Annotated in this window: 16 protein-coding genes, 1 tRNA gene, 3 rRNA genes, 1 other RNA gene and 1 other annotated feature; of the genes, 17 read left to right on the top strand and 4 right to left on the bottom strand. The window is 37.1% G+C overall.

The genetic code is table 11. From position 1 onward, the window contains the following. Both H280_RS0121420 and rrf read left to right on the top strand, forming a co-directional pair. Window positions 1-93: ribosomal RNA gene (locus H280_RS0121420) — 23S ribosomal RNA — on the top strand; the annotation flags it as partial. 50 nt (window positions 94-143) lie between these two features. After that, a 5S ribosomal RNA gene (gene rrf, locus H280_RS0121415) occupies window positions 144-259 on the top strand. 39 nt (window positions 260-298) lie between these two features. Here the strand turns inward: rrf and H280_RS0121410 are convergent. Beyond that, window positions 299-1,285, bottom strand: coding sequence for a YaaC family protein (locus tag H280_RS0121410; protein WP_020063159.1), 987 nt, complete (start codon window positions 1,283-1,285; stop codon window positions 299-301). Window positions 1,286-1,400: 115 nt separating this feature from the next. Here H280_RS0121410 and guaB point away from each other — a divergent pair, with 115 nt between their 5' ends. From guaB to H280_RS0121370, 7 genes are all read left to right on the top strand, one after another. Beyond that, complete coding sequence (gene guaB / locus H280_RS0121405; RefSeq protein ID WP_020063158.1) at window positions 1,401-2,864, top strand: IMP dehydrogenase; 1,464 nt, start codon at window positions 1,401-1,403, stop codon at window positions 2,862-2,864. Between the two features lie 104 nt (window positions 2,865-2,968). After that, window positions 2,969-4,288, top strand: coding sequence for a serine hydrolase (locus H280_RS0121400; protein WP_020063157.1), 1,320 nt, complete (start codon window positions 2,969-2,971; stop codon window positions 4,286-4,288). A 160-nt stretch (window positions 4,289-4,448) separates the two neighbouring features. Beyond that, the gene (pdxS, locus tag H280_RS0121395) at window positions 4,449-5,336 is read left to right on the top strand and encodes a pyridoxal 5'-phosphate synthase lyase subunit PdxS (protein ID WP_020063156.1); all 888 of its coding nucleotides are present in this window, start codon (window positions 4,449-4,451) and stop codon (window positions 5,334-5,336) included. Between the two features lie 17 nt (window positions 5,337-5,353). Further along, window positions 5,354-5,944 carry a pyridoxal 5'-phosphate synthase glutaminase subunit PdxT gene (gene pdxT / locus H280_RS0121390; RefSeq protein WP_020063155.1) on the top strand — a complete coding sequence of 197 codons (591 nt, stop codon included), beginning with the start codon at window positions 5,354-5,356 and terminating at the stop codon, window positions 5,942-5,944. A 54-nt stretch (window positions 5,945-5,998) separates the two neighbouring features. Beyond that, window positions 5,999-6,221 (top strand) — a binding site (T-box leader). A 49-nt stretch (window positions 6,222-6,270) separates the two neighbouring features. Then, the gene (serS, locus tag H280_RS0121385) at window positions 6,271-7,545 is read left to right on the top strand and encodes a serine--tRNA ligase (protein WP_020063154.1); all 1,275 of its coding nucleotides are present in this window, start codon (window positions 6,271-6,273) and stop codon (window positions 7,543-7,545) included. 342 nt (window positions 7,546-7,887) lie between these two features. Continuing rightward, window positions 7,888-7,980 (top strand) — tRNA-Ser (locus H280_RS0121375). Between the two features lie 171 nt (window positions 7,981-8,151). Continuing rightward, window positions 8,152-8,526: a DUF3797 domain-containing protein gene (locus H280_RS0121370; protein ID WP_020063152.1), complete on the top strand. Its 375-nt coding sequence runs from the start codon at window positions 8,152-8,154 to the stop codon at window positions 8,524-8,526. Between the two features lie 36 nt (window positions 8,527-8,562). Here H280_RS0121370 and H280_RS0121365 read toward each other — a convergent pair whose 3' ends face one another. From H280_RS0121365 to H280_RS0121355, 3 genes are all read right to left on the bottom strand, one after another. Further along, complete coding sequence (locus tag H280_RS0121365; RefSeq protein ID WP_020063151.1) at window positions 8,563-9,231, bottom strand: deoxynucleoside kinase; 669 nt, start codon at window positions 9,229-9,231, stop codon at window positions 8,563-8,565. 2 nt (window positions 9,232-9,233) lie between these two features. Beyond that, window positions 9,234-9,869 carry a deoxynucleoside kinase gene (locus tag H280_RS0121360; RefSeq protein WP_020063150.1) on the bottom strand — a complete coding sequence of 212 codons (636 nt, stop codon included), beginning with the start codon at window positions 9,867-9,869 and terminating at the stop codon, window positions 9,234-9,236. A gap of 172 nt (window positions 9,870-10,041) precedes the next feature. After that, complete coding sequence (locus H280_RS0121355; protein ID WP_020063149.1) at window positions 10,042-10,578, bottom strand: isochorismatase family cysteine hydrolase; 537 nt, start codon at window positions 10,576-10,578, stop codon at window positions 10,042-10,044. Window positions 10,579-10,651: 73 nt separating this feature from the next. Between H280_RS0121355 and tadA the strand changes: the two genes are divergently transcribed. The 8 genes from tadA to H280_RS0121320 form a co-directional block, all read left to right on the top strand. Beyond that, a complete protein-coding gene (gene tadA, locus H280_RS0121350) occupies window positions 10,652-11,149 on the top strand; it encodes a tRNA adenosine(34) deaminase TadA (RefSeq protein ID WP_020063148.1) in 498 nt (165 codons plus the stop codon). Window positions 11,150-11,226: 77 nt separating this feature from the next. Next, window positions 11,227-11,491: signal recognition particle sRNA large type (gene ffs, locus H280_RS25470), an RNA gene on the top strand. Window positions 11,492-11,760: 269 nt separating this feature from the next. Beyond that, window positions 11,761-13,443, top strand: coding sequence for a DNA polymerase III subunit gamma/tau (dnaX, locus tag H280_RS0121345; RefSeq protein WP_020063147.1), 1,683 nt, complete (start codon window positions 11,761-11,763; stop codon window positions 13,441-13,443). Between the two features lie 69 nt (window positions 13,444-13,512). After that, on the top strand, window positions 13,513-13,839 hold the full coding sequence (locus H280_RS0121340; protein WP_020063146.1) for a YbaB/EbfC family nucleoid-associated protein: 327 nt from the start codon (window positions 13,513-13,515) through the stop codon (window positions 13,837-13,839). Window positions 13,840-13,853: 14 nt separating this feature from the next. After that, window positions 13,854-14,450: a recombination protein RecR gene (recR, locus tag H280_RS0121335; RefSeq protein WP_020063145.1), complete on the top strand. Its 597-nt coding sequence runs from the start codon at window positions 13,854-13,856 to the stop codon at window positions 14,448-14,450. Window positions 14,451-14,465: 15 nt separating this feature from the next. Next, complete coding sequence (locus H280_RS0121330) at window positions 14,466-14,687, top strand: YaaL family protein (protein ID WP_020063144.1); 222 nt, start codon at window positions 14,466-14,468, stop codon at window positions 14,685-14,687. Window positions 14,688-14,914: 227 nt separating this feature from the next. Continuing rightward, window positions 14,915-15,184, top strand: a complete 270-nt coding sequence (locus H280_RS0121325; RefSeq protein ID WP_020063143.1) for a pro-sigmaK processing inhibitor BofA family protein — start codon at window positions 14,915-14,917, stop codon at window positions 15,182-15,184. Window positions 15,185-15,415: 231 nt separating this feature from the next. Next, window positions 15,416-15,596, top strand: a 16S ribosomal RNA gene (locus H280_RS0121320); the annotation flags it as partial.

The raw sequence follows: 15,596 nt of genomic DNA, 5'->3' as shown, positions 1-15,596 counted from the left end.
GATCCCTGAAAGATGATCAGGTTGATAGGTTCGAGGTGGAAGCGTGGTGACACGTGGAGCTGACGAATACTAATAGATCGAGGACTTAACCATATAATATGAAGCAAATGTTATCTAGTTTTGAAGGAATATACCTTCATAAGTCTGGTAATGATGGCAGAGAGGTCACACCCGTTCCCATACCGAACACGGAAGTTAAGCTCTCTAGCGCCGATGGTAGTTGGGACTTTGTCCCTGTGAGAGTAGGACGTTGCCAGGCAAACGAAAGACGAGTCAGCGGACTCGTCTTTTTTATTTCCTAAGAAATTACGTTATGTTGACTCATTAAATATAAATAAATATAGTACGGTACTTTTTCGGCTGTAACAGCTAGAAATTGAAAGATGAATGGATAATCTTCAGAAGCATAACTTCCGAGTAAATCGTACCACCAGTCTGTTTCATAGCGGGATATCATACTTAAGTTATAAAGCAAAAGGTAGTGGATAAGTAATTCTGGGAGAACAGGAGCCATTTCCTTATTAGCAGGTAAATAATAAACGTTTGTATAATAATTGTATGTAAGGGGAGCGCTGTATAATGGCTTCCATTCTTTCATGGAAGCTGAAAAATACAAATGTGAATCATTTTCTTTAAAGTTTGTATATTGAATGTTAAGGCGCTTGTTAATCCCTTCTATATACCGTACAAAACGTTCTTCAGTCATATGAAAAGTATCTAAAATTTGAGTAGGAAAAGTAAAGATATTTCCCATCACTTCTTTTAATTGATATACATTATTTTTTCTCTTACTGTATCGGAACAAATCTGCTAATTCAGCGACCCGCTGCATCAACCCTTCCATTGTATATTTTTCTCCTTCTAAATGTTTCATGTGAAACATTTGTTCCGCAACATGAGTAAATAGCCCATGCTTTTGAATTTTCACTTCATCATCGATAAATTGATAACCTTGTTTTTTTCTTTTTCTTGTTGTAACCCCATGTGCCAATACAGAAGTTGATTCAGGATAATTGGGATCGACGGTAAGTAGACAAGCTTTTAGAAGTTGACTCATTCCATAAAATAATAGTACTGGCTTAATAGAAAATGGCGCAGTATTACACAATTGGTAATAGCTTTTTCCATGCTCTAAGTAATAAATAAAAGGATAACAATTTTCAAAGCTTTTTTTCTCAGTATTTGTATTATCTAATTTTTTGTAGCAATGGGTAAGATAATGTTGCGTGTGAGTAGAAGAAAGAAAAAAGCTTAATTTCTGCCAAATAATTGAGGACTGTTGCATATATACTCTCCTTTTGTTTTTAGAAAATTCTAACATATTAAGTCTTTCTTGACAGTATTTTAACCAATTGTTAAGCTACTAATAATAATTTCAGGTATCATGGGGGGAATCATTTATGTGGGAATCTAAATTTGTTAAAGAAGGTTTAACGTTTGATGATGTATTACTTGTACCAGCTAAATCAGATGTATTACCAAGGGAAGTAAGTATAAAAACAGTTTTATCCGAAACGTTACAATTAAATATTCCTTTAATTAGTGCGGGTATGGATACAGTAACAGAAGCTGAGATGGCTATTGCGATGGCGCGTCAAGGTGGAATTGGAATTATCCATAAAAATATGTCTATCGAGCAACAAGCTGAGCAAGTCGATAAAGTAAAACGTTCTGAAAGCGGCGTTATTACGGATCCTTTCTTTTTAACTCCCGACCATCAAGTATATGATGCAGAACATTTGATGGGAAAATATCGCATTTCAGGTGTTCCAGTTGTAAATGATACAGAAGAACGAAAACTTGTAGGGATTATTACAAACCGTGATATGCGTTTTATCCAAGATTATTCAATTAAGATTTCTGATGTAATGACAAAAGAGAACTTAATTACAGCTCCAGTTCATACTACACTAGAAGATGCTGAGAAAATCTTACAAAAGCATAAAATTGAAAAACTTCCTCTTGTTGATGATAACGGTGTATTACAAGGCTTAATTACAATTAAAGATATTGAAAAAGTAATTGAGTTTCCAAACTCTGCGAAAGATAAACAAGGTCGTTTATTAGTAGGGGCAGCTGTTGGCGTAACAGCTGATGCAATGCAACGTATTGATGCATTAGTAAAAGCAAATGTAGACGTAATTGTTATTGATACTGCACATGGCCATTCACAAGGTGTATTAGATAAAGTGAAAGAAGTTCGTGCAAAATATCCAAACTTAAATATTATTGCTGGTAACGTTGCTACAGCTGAAGCAACTCGTGAATTAATTGAAGCGGGTGCAAATATTGTTAAAGTTGGTATTGGACCAGGATCTATTTGTACAACACGCGTTGTAGCTGGTGTCGGTGTTCCTCAATTAACAGCGGTGTATGACTGTGCAACAGAAGCTCGTAAATATGGTATCCCAGTAATTGCTGATGGTGGAATTAAGTATTCTGGTGATATCGTAAAAGCATTAGCAGCAGGCGCGCACGTTGTTATGCTTGGAAGTATGTTTGCTGGTGTAGCAGAAAGCCCTGGAGATACAGAAATTTACCAAGGTCGTCAATTTAAAGTATATCGTGGTATGGGTTCTGTTGGAGCGATGGAAAAAGGAAGTAAAGATCGTTACTTCCAAGAAGGTAATAAAAAACTTGTTCCAGAAGGAATTGAAGGACGCGTTCCATTTAAAGGTCATTTAGCAGATACAGTACACCAATTAGTTGGTGGATTACGTGCAGGTATGGGATATTGTGGAGCAGCTGATTTAACATTCTTACGCGAAAATGCACAGTTTATCCGTATGTCAGGTGCTGGATTACGTGAAAGTCATCCGCATGATGTTCAAATTACAAAAGAATCACCAAACTATTCATTATAATGTCTGATATAAAAATGGACGGAGGTTTAGTACCTCTGTCTATTTTTTTTTGATTGTGTTAGAATAACGTTTATGTGAGTACAAATATATTGGGGGTAACAACAGTGAAAGGTATATTTCGTAAGCAAATGGTTGCGATTGTAACAGTGCTTACACTATTTTGCAGCATGTTTTTTACATACAGCAGTGCATTTGCGGAAACCAATTCTGCTTTGAATGTTGAGGCTGGAGCAGCAATTTTAGTGGAAGAAAATTCTGGAAAGATTTTATATCAAAAAAATGTAGATGAATCATTAGCGATTGCTAGTATGACAAAAATGATGACTGAATATTTGGTTCATGAAGCAATAGCAAAAGGTAAAATTAAATGGGATCAAAAAACGAAAGTTGCTGATTACGCTCATATAATTTCACAAGATCGTTCTTTATCAAATGTTCCTTTAGAAAACGGCGGTATGTATACTGTAAAAGAATTATATGAAGCAATGGCAATTTACTCTGCTAATGGCGCAACAATTGCTTTAGCTGAATTGATTGGTGGTTCAGAAGCCAATTTTGCTAAAATGATGAATGATAAAGCAAAAGAACTAGGGTTACAAAATTATAAATTTGTAAATGCTACAGGATTAATCAATAAGGACTTAAAAGGAAAACATCCTGAAGGAACAAGCCCGGATGATGAAAATAAAATGTCTGCCAAAGACTGTGCTTTGTTAGCACAACATTTACTTCAAGATTATCCAAAGGTTCTTGATACAGCCAAAATTACAAAAAAGACATTCCAAAAAGATGGAAAATATCCAATTGATATGTCAAACTGGAACTGGATGTTAAAAGGATTAGTTAAAGGGTATGAAGGTGTAGATGGCCTAAAGACAGGGCATACTGATCAAGCTGGTTATTGCTTTACAGGTACAGCAGAGCGTAATGGTATGCGTTTAATCTCTGTTGTTATTAAAACAAACTCTGAGACAGCTCGTTTTGATGAAACGAAAAAACTATTTGATTACGGTTTTACAAATTTCCAAACAAAAACGGTATATCCAAAAGCTTCTCAAGTAAAAGGTCATGAAACAGTTCATGTAAATAAAGCAAAAGATACAGAAGTACCAGTGCAGACAAAGAAAGAAATCGTACTTCCAATGCCAAAAGGTAGTCAAGATATTTATAAAACAGATTTCAAAGCAGTAAATAAAGAGAATGAAGCACCAATTAAAAAAGGTACAACACTTGGTTATATGACCGTATCAGCGAAAGATGCTAACGATGTAGGATTTTTAACTGGTAAATCCATGCAAGTAGATCTTGTAACAAAACAAGAGGTAGAAAAGGCGAATTGGTTTGTTCTTTCTATGCGAAGCATTGGTTCCTTCTTTAGTGGTCTATGGAATGGTACAATTGATACTGTAAAAGGTTGGTTTTAAAAGCTTCCGATAAGGAGGCTTTTTTATTTGCTATTTTACGTACCTATTTTATCCAAAAAAATAGTAGACAAATCTCTAATAGATAATGGTAGAATGTAAGAGTATTCTTAATTTTCCCTGTGACTGGGGAAAGCAATTCACCTAGGGGGGTTTTTTGTACATGTTAAATGTAACAGGAACAGAGCGCGTAAAACGTGGAATGGCAGAAATGCAAAAGGGTGGCGTCATTATGGACGTAGTTAACGCTGAGCAAGCAAAAATTGCAGAAGCAGCAGGTGCAGTTGCTGTTATGGCATTAGAACGTGTTCCAGCTGACATTCGTGCAGCAGGCGGCGTTTCACGTATGGCAGATCCAACAATCGTGGAAGAAGTAATGGGTGCTGTATCAATTCCAGTTATGGCAAAATGCCGTATTGGTCATCTTGTGGAAGCACGCGTACTTGAATCATTAGGGGTAGATTACATTGATGAGAGTGAAGTGTTAACTCCAGCTGATGAAGTGTATCATTTAAATAAACGTGATTATACTGTTCCATTTGTATGTGGATGCCGTGATATCGGAGAAGCGGCACGCCGTATTGCTGAAGGTGCATCAATGCTTCGTACAAAAGGTGAGCCTGGTACAGGAAATATTGTAGAAGCTGTACGTCATATGCGTCAAGTAAACGCAGAAATTCGTCAAGTTGCAAGTCTGCGCGAAGATGAGTTAATGACATATGCAAAAAATACGGGTGCTCCTTATGAAGTGTTACTTGAAATCAAACGCCTTGGCCGTTTACCGGTTGTAAACTTTGCAGCAGGTGGCGTTGCAACACCAGCAGACGCTGCATTAATGATGCAACTAGGTGCAGATGGTGTATTCGTAGGTTCCGGTATTTTCAAATCAGAAAATCCAGAAAAGTTTGCGCGTGCGATTGTTGAAGCAACAACGCATTATGAAGATTATGAATTAATCGCTCGCCTTTCTAAAGGACTAGGTAATGCAATGAAAGGTGTTGAAATTTCAACATTATTACCAGAACAACGCATGCAAGAACGCGGTTGGTAATTAAAGGAGTTTTTGAAATGGTTACAATCGGTGTATTAGGACTTCAAGGAGCGGTTCGTGAGCATGTACGTGCAATAGAGGCAGTTGGTGCACAAGCGGTGATTGTGAAGCGTACAGAGCAATTAGAGGAAGTAGATGGACTTATTTTACCAGGTGGTGAAAGTACAACGATGCGCCGTCTAATTGATAAATATAGTTTTATGGAACCTCTTCGTGAATTTGCTAAAGCAGGGAAACCGATGTTTGGTACGTGTGCAGGTATGATCTTACTTGCAAAGAACCTTGTTGGATATGAGGAACCACATATTGGCGTAATGGATATTACAGTGGAACGCAATGCGTTTGGTCGCCAAAAAGATAGTTTTGAGGCAGCTCTTTCGATGGAAGGAGTAGGCGAAGACTTTATTGGTGTATTTATTCGTGCACCGTATGTTGTAAATGTAGAAGATCATATCGAAGTATTATGCACATATGAAGAGCGTATGGTCGCGGTTCGTCAAAATCATTTATTAGCAGCTTCTTTCCATCCAGAATTAACTGATGATCATCGTGTTACAGCCTATTTTGTAGAGATGGTAAAGGAAGCAAAAATAAAAAAAGCTGTATAAGTGACTTGAAACTTGTGCAAGATTATAGTAAATTGATGGTAACTATTTTATATGATAAATGTGTTGATAGGAATTAGTAACAAGAGACGTTTCTTATAGAGAGTCGGTGGTTGGTGTAAACCGATAGAAGCGGCTTGTGAATCCATCCTGGAGTGAAGTGTGGAACAGCCCTGTTGGCTAGTAAACATTTCCGGTGAAGAGCCGTTATCTCTACTTGAGAGGAAAGCAATTATGCTTTCAATTAGGGTGGCAACGCGGGTTAACTCCCGTCCCTTTGTATAGGGACGGGAGTTTTTTATTTTTGTAAAAATAAAGGAGGAAATATTATGCTTGATATTAAATTTTTGCGTGCGAATTTTGAAGAAGTAAAAGCGAAACTGCAACATAGAGGCGAAGACTTAACCGACTTTGGCCGTTTTGAAGAATTAGACATAAAAAGAAGAGAATTACTTGTAAAAACCGAAGAGTTAAAAAGCAAACGTAATGAAGTATCTCAACAAATTTCTGTATTAAAACGTGAAAAGAAAGATGCAGAGGCGCTTATTTTAGAAATGCGTGAAGTAAGCGATAAAGTGAAAGAGCTTGATAATGAGCTTCGTACAGTTGAAGAAGATCTTGAGAAATTAATGTTATCTATTCCAAATATTCCACATGAATCTACACCAATGGGCGAAACGGAAGATGATAATGTGCAAGTTCGTACGTGGGGAGATGTTCCAGAATTTACGTTCGAACCAAAGCCGCATTGGGATCTTGCAACAGATTTGGGTATGTTAGATTTTGAACGCGCTGGAAAGGTAACGGGTAGCCGTTTTGTATTTTATAAAGGGGCAGGTGCAAAATTAGAACGTGCTTTATTTAATTTTATGCTTGATCTTCATACGGAAGAGCATGGATATGAAGAAATTTTACCTCCGTATATAGTGAATCGTACGAGCATGATAGGAACGGGGCAACTTCCGAAGTTTGAAGAAGATGCGTTTCGTATTGAAAGCGAGGATTACTTCTTAATTCCTACAGCTGAAGTACCTGTAACAAATATGCATCGTGAAGAAATTTTAAGCGGAGATCAATTACCAATTCGTTATGCAGCATTTAGCGCGTGTTTCCGTTCTGAAGCAGGATCTGCTGGTCGCGATACACGTGGTTTAATTCGTCAGCACCAATTTAATAAAGTAGAGCTTGTTAAATTTGTGAAACCTGAAGATTCTTATGAAGAACTAGAAAAATTAACAAATGATGCAGAGCGCGTATTACAATTATTAGGTCTTCCATACCGTGTCATGAGCATGTGTACAGGAGATTTAGGGTTTACGGCAGCGAAGAAATATGATATCGAAGTATGGATTCCTAGCTATGGTACATATCGTGAAATTTCTTCTTGTAGTAACTTTGAAGCATTCCAAGCGCGCCGTGCAAATATTCGTTTCCGTCGTGATACAAAAGCGAAACCAGAGCACGTTCATACACTAAATGGATCTGGACTTGCAATTGGCCGTACAGTAGCTGCTGTTTTAGAGAACTACCAGCAAGAAGATGGTTCTATTATTATTCCAGAGGTTCTTCGTCCTTATATGGGAGGAAAAACAGTAATTAAATAAACCCAAATAAAAAACGATATAAAATCATTTCTTTTCGGTGGGCGAGAGCATCTGGCCGTGCGTAGAAGCGGTCAGGGCCCTTTCCTGCCACATGCAAGGAGCGAGTGCAGACTCCTTTTTTCGGCATAGCCGCAATCTATATGCCGAAAAATTAAAATAGATTTATATAAATGAATCTATTCGTTGTTATTTTAGAATAACAACACCTTTAATTATTTAGTAGAGTGGGATATATTTCATGAAAAAGGAAGGAGAAAAATCTCTTACCTTTTTATATTATCTATATAATAGGGTTGACGAACTGTTTTTCTTTTGATATTATATTTCATGTCATGTTAACACGGAGGAATACCCAAGTCTGGCTGAAGGGATCGGTCTTGAAAACCGACAGGCGGTGTGAGCCGCGCGGGGGTTCGAATCCCTCTTCCTCCGCCATATATAATTGACAACAGCGCATATAAGTGGAGATTGGAGAACTCGTTACCAACACGTAACGAGTTTTTATTTTAACCAATTAGGAAGTAGCATATAGGAGAATGAACCTCTTATAGGAACACTCATATTCCGAGGATTATCTTCATAGATATGAAAGGAGCTACCATGGCCATGGATATTATTATACAAACATTTCCGCTTGACGGAAAAACACTATATTATGTACAATGCCCTGTTTGCAAGAAAAATAAAATTTTAAACAGTGCTGCAAACGTATCTCGTATTGTAAGTGATGAAACATTTCGTAAACTTTGTGGTTGCATCTGTGATGTGAAAAAAGAAGTGAAGAAAATAGAAGCACCAAAACAAGTTGAGGAAAAGGTAGATTCAAAACGTAAAGTAATTACAGCTGTTATTAATGGAAAAGAAATGACAGTAAAAGAAATTGCTGAAGCATATAATATTAGTGTGAGCACTGTACGTCAGCGTATTAATGCAGGGAAAACAGAGAGCGAAATTATTGCTCCGACGAAAAAGAAAAACTAAGTTCATAGGAAAAACCCGTGCAATTGCACGGGTTTTTTATTTTACAAGTTTACGTGTTTGTTGTAAGAAACGACCAATTTTCTTAATAATAGGTTCAATTGAATTTTCATTTTGTAAAATGTCGTATTCATTAATATTAAGACGCAATACAGGACAAGCATTAAAGCCATTAATCCAATTTTCATAGCGTTCATGCATTTCTTTCCAATATTCAATTGGTGTTTGTTGTTCCATTGGTCTTCCGCGCTCTTTAATGCGATCTATAATATCATCAAATGATCCTTCTAAGTGAATCAGTAAATCAGGGTGTGGGAAATAAGGTGTCATAACCATTGCATCAAATAAGCTTTTATACGTTTCATAATCTGTAGCAGTCATTGTTCCTTTTTCATAATGCATTTTGGCGAAAATTCCCGTGTCTTCATAAATAGAACGGTCTTGAATAAATCCTCCGCCATATTCGAAGATTTTTTTTTGTTCTTTAAAGCGTTCTGCTAAGAAATAAACTTGTAAGTGGAAGCTCCAACGTGTGAAGTCTCCATAAAATTTATCTAAATATGGATTAGCGTCTACTTTTTCAAATGATGTGCGGTAACCAAGTGCATTTGCAAGAGCGTTTGTCATTGTAGATTTCCCAACACCGACTGTTCCGGCAATCGTAATAACAGCATCATTTGGGATGTCATATTTTTGTCTCAAATTCATTATTAGTTAATCTCCTTTGTCAGTGTATTTTGTAATGCTGATAAGATTACATGTAAGTCCGATTCATTTTTTACAAAATCCATGCTATCTCCATTGAATTTTAATACGGGGATGTCTGGATGATTTTTTTTGAATGTTTCCATTGCCATTTCGTAATCTTTAATGAGTTGCAATAAATAATTAGGATCTATATTTTTTTCGAATTCACGTCCACGCATTGCAATTCGTTTTTGCAGTGTTTCTAAACTTGCTGTTATATACACAATGACATTTGGAACTGGCATATCTTGTGTTAAGATACGATAAATCTGCATGTATTTCTCATATTGGGTGCCATGTAATGTTTGAGATGCAAAAATTAAGTTTTTAAATATATGGTAATCTGCTACGACAGGTATATGTTGTTTTAAATATTTTGTATCAATGTCTTCTAATTGCTTATATCGGTTGCATAAGAAAAACATTTCTAATTGAAAAGCCCATTCCTCAATATTATCGTAAAATTTTCCTAAAAAAGGATTTTCATCAACGATTTCTTTTAATAAATGGAGTTGCATGTGAGTCGATATCGCTTTCGCGAGTGAAGTTTTTCCAACACCAATGGGTCCTTCAACTGTAATAAATGGTACTCCAGTCACACTGTTGCCTCCTCTCAAAACATGATTTGAAACGAATAAAAAGCACAAAACAGAACTATTGTAGCATAAGAGGAGTGAGAAAGGATTAGTTTGTCATAAAAAGTTAGAAAATCAATTCATCCGATATTAACTCGTAATACGCTCTTGCTAATGGAAGTTTCACTTTATGTTATTACGGTTGTAAATGAAAAGATGAAGAGGTATTTGCTTTTAAAGTGGTTTGCATAATACGCAGGGCATGTTTGTTGTCTTGATCACAATTAGAAGCAATACAATCTTCAGGTACATATAATTGATAATTTCTCATGTGAGCATCATTTGCGGTGAAAAGAATGCATATATTTCCAGCTACTCCTGTTAAGATAAGATTTTCAATTTTTAAATGACCTAATAATGAATTTAAGGGTGTTTCATAAAAAGCAGAATAATGTGGTTTAATAAAAATATAATCGTCGCGGGCAGGGGTAATCTTTTTTATGATTTCTTCACTGTGTTCATTTGTGCAATAGGTGATGAGTTCATTAATATCGGCTCTCCATAAATGATAATGATCATTTACATAAATAATTGGACAGCCGGCATTTTTCATTTTTTGTTTAAGTTGTAAAATCGATTCTGTAATAGGTTTGCATTTTTGTGCTAAGATAGGTCCGTGTGAAAATTGGAAGTCATTAATCATGTCAATAATAAGGAGTGCGGTATTTTTCATATGTAATCTCCTTTCCTTTCTCTTTAGATTGGATTGAATACAGAAAAGTTATTTATGCTGAAAGGACTTTGTTATGGAACAAGATATTTATTTTATGGAACTTGCGATAGAAGAAGCGAAAAAGGCCGGGGAAATACAGGAAGTACCAATTGGTGCGGTTGTTGTTGTTGATGGTGAAGTCATAAGTCGTGCCCATAACTTACGTGAAACAGAGCAACGATCAGTCGCTCATGCTGAATTGTTAGCGATTGATGATGCTTGCAAGAAATTAGGGACTTGGCGTTTAGAAAATGCAACGTTATATGTCACATTAGAACCGTGCCCAATGTGTGCTGGTGCCATTGTGTTATCACGCGTAGAACGGGTTGTATATGGTGCAGCGGATCCAAAAGGTGGATGTGCCGGTACATTAATGAATTTATTAACAGAGGATCGGTTTAATCATCAATCCAAAGTTGTAGCTGGTGTATTAGAAGAAGAGTGTGGAAGTTTATTAACAAATTTTTTTCGAGAACTACGTAAAAAGAGGAAGAAAGAGAAGAAAGAGTTGGATAAAAATACTCTTTGCTGACACGTTGCAATTTTTTAGGAAACAAGTTATACTGAGATTGCCTTTAAACGAGGCAACTAAATATGGTTTTAACTTTGCCGTGCTAAGCGGGGAGGTAGCGGTGCCCTGTACTCGCAATCCGCTCTAGCGAGGCCGAATCCCTTCTCGAGGTTATGTTACTGTAGGGTCTGCCTTAAGTAAGTAGCGTTGACGTTTGGGTCCTGCGCAACGGGACCCCGTGAACCTTGTCAGGTCCGGAAGGAAGCAGCAATAAGCGGGTCTTCTCGTGTGCCGCAGGAGTGCCTGAACCGAGCTAACTGCTTAAGTAACGCTTATGGTACGTAGTCGACAGAAGGTGCACGGCAGTTATATATGCATATAAACCCATCCTATACAAATAGGATGGGTTTTTTGTATGGAAAATAACTTTTGGAATCTAGAATCAGAATAGGTTATAATAAAGTGAAACAATAATGAATAGGGGATTTTTATCGCCTATTCATTATTGATTGGACGAATCAGGCTTTTACGGGCAGTGTATCCCGCCTGACTTTTTGTTTGAGTTGGCGAGATTACTGTTTACGAATAGCGGGATAAACGAGAGAATAACCTTTGGGGGAGGCCGTATTTTCGTGTCATACCAGGCGTTATACCGAACATGGAGACCGCAGAAATTTGAAGATGTAGTCGGTCAAAAGCACGTAACGAAAACGTTGCAAAATGCCCTTCTTCAAGAGAAAGCGTCACATGCTTATGTATTCTCTGGCCCGAGAGGAACAGGGAAAACAACAATTGCGAAAGTATTTGCAAAAGCAATCAACTGTGAGCAAGCTCCTACAGCTGAACCTTGTAATCAATGTCCTGCATGCTTAGGAATTACACAAGGTGCTATTTCAGATGTATTAGAAATTGACGCGGCTTCGAATAACGGTGTAGATGAAATTCGAGATATAAGAGATAAAGTAAAATATGCTCCAAGCGAAGTTCGCTATAAAGTATATATTATTGATGAAGTTCACATGCTTTCGATGGGGGCGTTTAATGCGCTATTAAAAACATTAGAAGAACCTCCGCAGCATGTTATCTTTATTTTGGCAACGACAGAACCGCATAAAATTCCACCGACAATTATTTCTCGTTGCCAGCGCTTTGAGTTCCGCAAAATATCAGTACAGGATATTGTAGAACGATTAACAACTGTTGTGAATAACGAAGGAACGAAAGTGGACGAGGAAGCACTTCAAATTGTAGCGCGTGCTGCAGAAGGTGGTATGCGTGATGCGTTAAGTTTAATCGATCAAGCGATTTCCTATAGTGATGAAGTGGTAACGGTAGAAGATGTATTAGCGGTAACAGGTTCTGTTTCACAGCGTTATTTAGCGAACCTTGTAGAAAGTATATATGATAATGATGTATCAAAAGCATTGCGTATTGTTGATGATATTATGAATCAAGGGAAAGACCCACTTCGTTTCATGGAAGACTTTATTTACTATTACCGAGATATGCTTTTATATCAAACCTCACCGCAGCTAGAGGATATGCTGGAGAGAGTTATTGTTGATGATTCATTTCGAAAGTTAAGTCAGGAGATGCAGCCTGAAATAATTTATGAAATTATTCATACGCTTAGTAAAAGCCAACAAGAAATGAAATGGACAAATCATCCACGTATTTTTTTAGAAGTGGTTATGGTGCAATTGTGTCAGCAATTTGCGACGAAAGTAAACGGAGCGGATCGTTTGCAAGTTGTTTTACAAAGAATGCAGCAGTTAGAACAGGAATTAGAGAAGATAAAACGAGATGGTGTGCCAACTTCAATGCAACAAGAAGTGAGAGAAACAAAGGCTGCACCGAAGCCGAGTCGTTCTGGTAGTATGAAAATACCGGTCGGTCGTGTTCATGAAGTGCTAAAGCAAGCAACTCGTAAAGAGTTGGAGCAGTTGAAAAGCGCATGGGGTGAACTGTTAGAGCGATTGAAAAGTTATAATAAAGTCGCTTATGCTGTTTTGTTAGAAAATAGTGAGCCGGTAGCGGCGTCTACTACTTCTTATGTTCTGGCTTTTAAGTATGAAATTCATTGTAAAATGGCGAGTGAAAATCGTGAGGCAACAGATACAGTAGAGCAAATTCTCTTTGAATTATTTGGGAAAAATTTGCAAATGATTGCAATTCCTAAAAGTGAATGGGGGAAAATTCGTGAGGGGTTCTTACAAAATGAAGATGGTTCTTCAGAAGAAGAGAAACCGAAAGATCCCCTTGTAGAAGAAGCTGTAAAAATAGTTGGAGAGAAATTAATTGAAATAAAGGAATAAAGTATGCTTTAAATGGATTTTTTTCCAAAATGTAAACATTCATTAAGTGAAAATTAGGAGGAACTATTTATGATGCGTGGAATGGGAAATATGAATAATATGATGAAACAAATGCAAAAAATGCAAAAACAAATGACGAAAGCGCAAGAGGAACTTGGTGAAAAAACAGTTGAAGGAACAGCTGGCGGTGGTATGGTAACAGTTATTGCAAGCGGACATAAACAAGTTCTAGAAGTGAAAATTAAAGAAGAAGTTGTAGATCCAGAAGATATTGAAATGTTGCAAGATCTTGTATTAGCTGCAACAAATGATGCATTAAAGAAAGCGGAAGAACTATCGAATGCTACAATGGGGCAATTTACAAAAGGAATGAATTTACCAGGCGGTATGTTCTAGGAGGTTGGTCATAGATGCACTATCCAGAGCCAATTTCGAAGCTGATTGATAGTTTTATGAAATTGCCAGGTATCGGACCGAAAACAGCGGTTCGCTTGGCTTTTTTCGTATTAGATATGAAAGAAGATGACGTATTAGATTTTGCGAAATCACTTGTAAATGCAAAACGAAACTTAATGTACTGTTCTATTTGTGGTCATATAACAGATCGAGATCCTTGTTACATTTGTGATGATTCTCATCGCGATCAATCGGTTGTTTGTGTTGTGCAAGAGCCAAAAGATGTGATTGCAATGGAGAAGATGAAAGAATATCAGGGAGTATATCATGTGTTGAATGGTGCTATTTCTCCAATGGAGGGAGTTGGCCCAGAAGATATTAATATTCCTCAGTTGTTAAAACGACTACACGACGAAACAGTACAAGAAGTTATTTTGGCAACAAACCCGAATATTGAAGGGGAAGCAACAGCGATGTATATTTCTCGTCTGTTAAAGCCAACGGGGATTAAAGTGACTCGTATTGCACACGGGCTACCAGTTGGTGGTGACTTAGAATATGCGGATGAAGTAACGCTATCGAAGGCGTTAGAAGGCCGTAGAGAATTATAAGTAGGAGAAATAGAGATGTTTTTTCAAAAAAAAGCAAAGTTGCGTAAGGAATATGATGAAAAATTAATTGTATTGCTAGAACAAGTGAAGATAGAGTGGATGCGTCAGAAGAGAATTGTAGAACAAAGCATCGAGCCTTCAGAAGATGTATTGTGTCATTTGAAACTGGCGGAAGCGAAGTACTTCTATCTATTGAAGGAAGCGAAAAGACGTCCTGTGAAAATGGAACAATTATAAAAGAGAAGTCGAACGGAAAATGGTTTTTCAGTTCGGCTTTTTATTTTATCCCGCTACTCGCGGGCGGTAAGATCCCGCCTCAAGGTTCAGAAAGAAACAAAGGATCGGTGGGGGATGAACAAAAACTAACACTGATGGAAGTTTCGCTTTATACGAAAAAATTAACGGTCTTTTTTTTTCTTTTTCCCATACAAATATAGTGTACAAGTTGTAAGGGAGAGAGTCGCATGGAACATAGTTTGATTATTGGTGGTATATTAACGTTAATATTTATTTTACTAATTGTCGGTGCTTCTATAAAGCCATTTCGCTTTGTAGGCGGATTGCTTGTCAAAATTGTAATAGGAGCTTTGTTGTTGTTTGCTGTGAATATAGTAGGAGCACAGTTTAATTTTCATCTTCCTATTAATGTTGGTACTACATTTGTTTCGGGTTTTTTGGGTTTGCCGGGTATCGGTGCGCTTATAGTTATTAAATTGTATATTTTACCAGGCTAGAAAAACTTTTTTTCGAGCTTGGTTATTTTTTTAGAAAAAACATTGACGTTTAAACTATTAATGTGGTAAATTAATAAACGTCGTCAACAACGAAAGAAAAAAACAGGTTGACAACGAGAAATGAATGTGATACCTTATAGAAGTCGCTGAAATGCGATGTTGAACTTTGAAAACTAAACGAAACAAACAACGTGAAACGTCAATTTTTATTTATGAAGCTAGACAAACACTTTATTGGAGAGTTTGATCCTGGCTCAGGATGAACGCTGGCGGCGTGCCTAATACATGCAAGTCGAGCGAACCGATTAAGAGCTTGCTCTTAAGAAGTTAGCGGCGGACGGGTGAGTAACACGTGGGTAACCTGCCTATAAGACTGGGATAACTCCGGGAAACCGGGGCTAATACCGGATAA

The sequence above is a fragment of the Bacillus sp. 123MFChir2 genome (genome assembly GCF_000383235.1).
Classification (GTDB): domain Bacteria; phylum Bacillota; class Bacilli; order Bacillales; family Bacillaceae_G; genus Bacillus_A.
This window is presented reverse-complemented; position numbering and strand designations above follow the sequence as displayed.

Coding starts and splice junctions, on each gene's coding strand:
- H280_RS0121330 (WP_020063144.1), top strand. CDS start 14,466: ATGTTTTTTCAAAAAAAAGCAAAGTTGCGTAAGGAATATGATGAAAAA.
- pdxS (WP_020063156.1), top strand. CDS start 4,449: ATGTTAAATGTAACAGGAACAGAGCGCGTAAAACGTGGAATGGCAGAA.
- H280_RS0121325 (WP_020063143.1), top strand. CDS start 14,915: ATGGAACATAGTTTGATTATTGGTGGTATATTAACGTTAATATTTATT.
- tadA (WP_020063148.1), top strand. CDS start 10,652: ATGGAACAAGATATTTATTTTATGGAACTTGCGATAGAAGAAGCGAAA.
- recR (WP_020063145.1), top strand. CDS start 13,854: ATGCACTATCCAGAGCCAATTTCGAAGCTGATTGATAGTTTTATGAAA.
- H280_RS0121365 (WP_020063151.1), bottom strand. CDS start 9,231: ATGAATTTGAGACAAAAATATGACATCCCAAATGATGCTGTTATTACG.
- guaB (WP_020063158.1), top strand. CDS start 1,401: ATGTGGGAATCTAAATTTGTTAAAGAAGGTTTAACGTTTGATGATGTA.
- serS (WP_020063154.1), top strand. CDS start 6,271: ATGCTTGATATTAAATTTTTGCGTGCGAATTTTGAAGAAGTAAAAGCG.
- H280_RS0121370 (WP_020063152.1), top strand. CDS start 8,152: ATGGATATTATTATACAAACATTTCCGCTTGACGGAAAAACACTATAT.
- H280_RS0121340 (WP_020063146.1), top strand. CDS start 13,513: ATGATGCGTGGAATGGGAAATATGAATAATATGATGAAACAAATGCAA.
- pdxT (WP_020063155.1), top strand. CDS start 5,354: ATGGTTACAATCGGTGTATTAGGACTTCAAGGAGCGGTTCGTGAGCAT.
- H280_RS0121355 (WP_020063149.1), bottom strand. CDS start 10,578: ATGAAAAATACCGCACTCCTTATTATTGACATGATTAATGACTTCCAA.
- H280_RS0121410 (WP_020063159.1), bottom strand. CDS start 1,285: ATGCAACAGTCCTCAATTATTTGGCAGAAATTAAGCTTTTTTCTTTCT.